General features: G+C 73.4%; 5 protein-coding genes. 4 read left to right on the plus strand and 1 reads right to left on the minus strand.

Annotation, left to right across the window (positions count from 1 at the left end; translation table 11 throughout):
• On the plus strand, positions 1-840 hold an 840-nt coding region (locus SACSA_RS0114825), incomplete at its 5' end, for an SDR family NAD(P)-dependent oxidoreductase (RefSeq protein WP_019816679.1).
• A gap of 188 nt (positions 841-1,028) precedes the next feature.
• Complete coding sequence (locus SACSA_RS0114830) at positions 1,029-1,526, plus strand: hypothetical protein (protein ID WP_019816680.1); 498 nt, start codon at positions 1,029-1,031, stop codon at positions 1,524-1,526.
• A gap of 126 nt (positions 1,527-1,652) precedes the next feature.
• Here SACSA_RS0114830 and SACSA_RS0114835 read toward each other — a convergent pair whose 3' ends face one another.
• A complete protein-coding gene (locus SACSA_RS0114835; RefSeq protein ID WP_019816681.1) occupies positions 1,653-2,801 on the minus strand; it encodes a citrate synthase 2 in 1,149 nt (382 codons plus the stop codon).
• 328 nt (positions 2,802-3,129) lie between these two features.
• On the opposite strand from SACSA_RS0114835, the gene pdxH reads away from it, so the two are divergent.
• Both pdxH and SACSA_RS0114845 read left to right on the plus strand, forming a co-directional pair.
• Positions 3,130-3,801 carry a pyridoxamine 5'-phosphate oxidase gene (gene pdxH, locus SACSA_RS0114840; protein ID WP_019816682.1) on the plus strand — a complete coding sequence of 224 codons (672 nt, stop codon included), beginning with the start codon at positions 3,130-3,132 and terminating at the stop codon, positions 3,799-3,801.
• A gap of 212 nt (positions 3,802-4,013) precedes the next feature.
• A partial coding sequence (locus tag SACSA_RS0114845) for an MFS transporter (protein ID WP_408640278.1) occupies positions 4,014-5,154 on the plus strand: 1,141 nt, incomplete at its 3' end.

Below are 5,154 nucleotides of genomic sequence, written 5' to 3' on the forward strand. Positions count from 1 at the left end.
CCGCCGCCGCGGACCCGCTTTCCGGGCAGGCTGGTGCTCGTCACCGGCGGGGGCGGCGGGATCGGGCGGGCGACCGCGCTCGCGTTCGCCTGTGAGGGCGCCGACGTCGTCCTGGCCGACGTGGACCCCGACGCGCTGGCCGACGCGGCACGCGAGATCCGTGAGGCCGTGCGCGAGCGCGCGGCCGTGCTCGCCACGCACCGGGTGGACGTCGCCGACGCCGACGCGGTGCGGGCGTTGGCCGAGGCCGTGCGTGCCGAACACGGGGTGCCCGACGTCGTGGTCAACAACGCCGGCGTCGGCGCCGTCGGCTCCGTCGTGGACACTGGCCTCGACGAGTGGCGGCGCGTGGTCGACGTGAACCTCTGGGGTGTCGTGCACGGCAGCAGGGTCTTCGGCGGGCTCCTGCGCGAGCGCGGGGAGGGCGGGCACGTGGTCAACGTCGCCTCGATGGCGGCGTACCTGCCCAACGCGATCCTTCCGGTCTACGCCACGACCAAGGCGGCGGTGCTGAGCCTCACCGAGAGCCTGCGCGCCGAGCTGGCCGGACACGGCATCGGGGTCAGCGCGGTCTGTCCCGGCTTCGTGGCCACGGGCATCGTCGAGTCCACCGTCTTCGCCGGTGCCGACGCCACCGAGTCCGGCCGCAGGCGCGCCCGGGCACGGCGCCTCTACGGCGCCCGGAACTTCCCGCCGAGCCGGGTCGCCGAGGACATCCTCCGCGCGGTCGAGCGGGACCTCCCGCTGGTGCCCTCGACCCCGGAGGCCAAGGTCGCGCTGGTGCTCTCCCGGGTGGCGCCCGGACTGGTGCGTGCCGCGGCCCGGACACGACGTCCGTGACCGTGCGGACGCGTACGCGGAACCGGGGCGCGGCGGTGGAAGCGGCCTCACCGGCTCGGCGCGCGAGAGGGCGGAGGCGACCCTGGATACCCTCACCCCGTGGAGGTAGCGCCCCGGGACCCGAGGTCCCCGGAACGCGCCCGTTCCGCCTCCCCCAAGACGCGACGTGGTGAGGAGTGTCCGAGCCGATGGCCACACAGTTGCCGGTGCCGATCGAGTTCCGGCTGCCCGAGGGATGGCGTTCGGCGCCGCCGGACGAGGTCGGCGCGCCCGGAGTCGCTTTCGTGGCTCTGCATCCCGCGTCCAGCGACGGCTTCACCGCCAACATCACCATCTCCGGGCGGGTTCGCGCGGACGACGAGGATCTGGAGACCACCGGCGACGAGTCGGTGCGCCGGATCGAGCAACAGGCCACCGGCGAGGTCACGGTGCGCGACCGCGCCCGCATCGGCTCGGCCGAGTCGCCGGGTCTGACGCAGATGCTCGACTTCGAGACCGCGGTCGACGACCGGGCGCTCGCGCTGAACCAGTGCCAGGTCTACCTGTCGATGCAGGACATCTCCGACCCCGGAACCCGCGCCCTCGTCGAGGTGGTGCTGACCTGCACGCGCGCCCAGCTCGACACCGTGATCGGCGACTTCCGGCAGTTCTTGACCACCCTCACCGTGAGCCGCGAGGAGCCCTGACCGGTCCCGCGGCCGGACCCTCCCGCGCGGCCGACGCCGTGCTCCGGCCGAGGCCGTGCCGACCCGGACCGGGGCGACCCTGCCGGCTCCGGCGTGGTGTCGCCCCGGTCGCTGCCTGGTGGGGTCTCAGGCCCGCACGACGCCGGAGAACCCGTCCACCTCGGACGGCCTGCGCGGGCCGGGGCCGACGTAGGAGGCCGACGGGCGGACGAGCCTGCCGGTGCGCTTCTGCTCGAGGATGTGCGCGGCCCAGCCCGCCGTGCGGGCCGAGGTGAACAGCGCGGGCATCATCGGCGTGGGCACACGGGCGAAGTCGAGGATCACCGCGGCCCAGAACTCCACGTTGGTCTCGATCGCGCGGTCGGGCCTGCGTTCCCGCAGCTCGGCCAGCGCGGCCTGTTCCAGCGCGGAGGCGACCTCGAAGCGCTCGGCGCCGAGTTCGCGGCACGTGCGGCGCAGTACGCGGGCGCGCGGGTCCTCGGCCCGGTACACCCGGTGGCCGAAGCCCATGAGCCGGTCGCCCCGGTCGAGGATGTCCTTGACCACCGCGCGGGCGTCGCCCACCCGCTCGACCTCCTCGATCATCGGGAGCACGCGCGCGGGCGCGCCACCGTGCAGCGGTCCGGACATCGCGCCGATCGCCCCGGACATGGCGGCGGCGACGTCGGCGCCGGTGGAGGCGATGACGCGCGCGGTGAACGTGGAGGCGTTCAGCCCGTGCTCGGCCGCCGAGACCCAGTAGGCGTCGATGGCCTTCACGTGGGCGGGATCGGGCTCGCCGCGCCAGCGCACCATGAACCGTTCGGTGACGGTCGCGGCCTCGTCGACCCGGGACTGCGGCACCGCGGGGCGGTCGGTGCCCCGGGCCGACTGGGCGACGTAGGACAGTGCCAGGGCGGAGACCCGCGCGAGCTGCTCGCGCGCCTGCTCGTCGGTGATGTCGAGCAGTGGAGAGAAGCCGAAGTGCGGTGCCAGCGTCGGCAGGGCCGCCTGGACGTCCACCCGCACGTCACCGCTGCGGACCGGAACGGGGAACGGTTCGGCGGGGGCCAGCCCGGCGGTGAAGTCGCCGTCGACCAGCAGCCCCCATACGTCGCCGAAGCTCGCGATTCCCGCGAGCTCCTCGATGTCCACGCCCCGGTAGCGGAGCGCGCCGCCGTCCCGATCGGGTTCGGCGATCTCGGTGCGGAAGGCGACCACCCCTTCGAGTCCGGGACGGAAACCGTCGTCGACCTGGGTGCCGTTGGTGCCGGCCTGGTGTGTCGTCGGTGTCACTGAACTGGCCTTTCGTCGCGAGTCCCCCGGTGGGCGGTCACCGCGCGAGGTCGACGTGCCCACGCGCCCCGTCGCACGGTGAAAGAGACTCTGCACCGATTACTGACGGGTATCAATCGAGGCCGACGGTGGTTTCCGTCACGATTCCGAGAACGATTCAGAAAACCGTGCGGGTGAATCGTTCGGTCCACTGGCCGTACGGTCGCGGAAGCCGGTGGTGGCGGTCACCGTCGGCGCACTTTCGCCCGTGCGCCGGACCATTTACCGTCGGCGGAAAGGTGGCCGGACCGTGCGGTCGGGTGTGTGCGAGGTAGCGCGGGAGGTTGGCATGACGGAAGTGGAGAACGCCGCTGAGGTCGACGTACGGCTGCCCGGGATGCGGGTGTCCTACAACGGCACGGGGCTGGACGAGGCCGACCTCGCCGCCACCTGGACCGAGCAGCTCCGCCGCTGGCTCGACGAGGCGGTTCAGGAGGGGCTGCCGGACGCGAACGCGATGGTGCTCGCCACGGCGGACGCGGACGGGCTGCCCTCGTCGCGCAGCGTCCTGTGCAAGGGTCTCGACGAGCGCGGTGTCGTGTTCTACACGAACTACACCTCGGCCAAGAGCCACGATCTCAGCGTGACCCGGTACGCCTCGGCGACCTTTCCCTGGTACGCGCTTCACCGGCAGGTGCACGTGCGCGGCGAGGTGGAGAAGGCCGATCCGGCCGAGACCGCCGCGTACTGGGCGTCCCGGCCCCGGGGGTCCCAGCTGGGCGCGTGGGCATCACCGCAGTCGCGTGTGGTGTCCGGCCGCCGGGAACTGGACTCGGCCCTCCAGTCGATCGAACGCCGGTTCTCCGACGTCGACAGCGTGCCCGTGCCGCCGCACTGGGGCGGCTGGCGCATCCGGCCGGAGCTGGTCGAGTTCTGGCAGGGCAGGCAGGACCGCCTGCACGACCGCCTCCGGTACGTCCGCACCGAGGACGGCTGGCGGATCCACCGCGTCGCTCCCTGACCCCGGGTTCCGCGGCCGGGGTTCACGGGCATCGCCGTGGGCGTGCGGGACAGCGCGCCCACGGTCGCCTCGGTGGGTGCGGGACTCGCTCACGAGGGGCGGACGGCGGGTAGTTAGGTCGGCTAAGCTTTCCGGTCGTGTGCGCGCGGAGCGGGACCTCGGAGGACGACGCAGGCCGGGACGCGGGCTCAACGGCGCGGCTGCGCCGGCTCCTGGACGGCGTGCTCGCCGACCGGCGGCCGCTGCGGATTCCGGCGTTCCGCCGGTTGTGGCTGAGTTCGGCCGTCACGGCGGTCGGCAGTCAGCTCACCGCCGTCGCGGTGCCGAAGCAGATCTACGACCTCACCGGCTCCTCGGCCTACGTCGGCCTCACTGGGCTGTTCGGGCTCGTCCCGCTGGTGGTGTTCGGCCTGTGGGGCGGCGCCGTGGCCGACACCGTCGACCGGCGGCGGCTGCTGCTGGTGTCCAACACCGGCATCGCCTTCACCGCGGCGCTGCTGTGGGCGCAGGCGTTCTTCGGTGCCGGGTCGGTATGGCTCGTACTGACCCTGCTCGGTGTGAACCAGGCCTTCTTCGCGGTGAACATGCCCACGCGCAACGCCGTGGTCGCGCGGCTCGTGCCGCCGGATCTGCGGCCCTCGGCCGCCGCGCTCACCGGAACCGTCACGAGATTCGGTGCGGTGTTCGGGCCGATGGCGGCCGGTGCACTGCTGCCGGTGATCGGGCTGTCCACGCTGTACCTGGCCGACATGGTCGCGCTGTCCGCCGTGTTGTGGGCGGTGTGGCGGCTCCCGCCGCTGCCGCCGACCTCCGGGCACACCCGCGCGGCGGGCCTGCGCGATGTGGTGGACGGGTTCCGCTACATGGCGGCCCAGAAGGTGCTGCTGGCCTCCTTCGTGGTGGACATCATCGCGATGGTCGCGGGCATGCCGCGCGCGCTGTTTCCCGAGATGGCCGAACGCACCTTCGGTGACCCCTCCGGCGGCGGGCTCGCGCTCGGCTGGCTCTTCGCCGCCGTGCCCCTGGGCGGGATTCTGGCCGGCACGATGTCCGGCTGGGCTCGCCGGGTGCGCAGACACGGCGTGGCCGTGGTCGCGGCCATCGCCGTGTGGGGCCTGGCCGTGGCCGGATTCGGCCTGGCGTCCTCGCTCTGGGTGGCCGTCGCGTTCCTCGTGCTGGCGGGCGCGGCGGACATGGTCAGTGGGGTCTTCCGCATGGCGATCCTGCAAACCGCCGCCACCGACGAGATGCGCGGGCGCACCCAGGGCGCTTTCACCGTCGTCGTGGCGGGCGGGCCCCGGTTGGCCGACCTGTCGCACGGCTGGGCCGCCGCCGGGGTGGGCACCGCCGCGG

The sequence above is a fragment of the Saccharomonospora saliphila YIM 90502 genome (genome assembly GCF_000383795.1).
Lineage (GTDB): Bacteria > Actinomycetota > Actinomycetes > Mycobacteriales > Pseudonocardiaceae > Saccharomonospora > Saccharomonospora saliphila.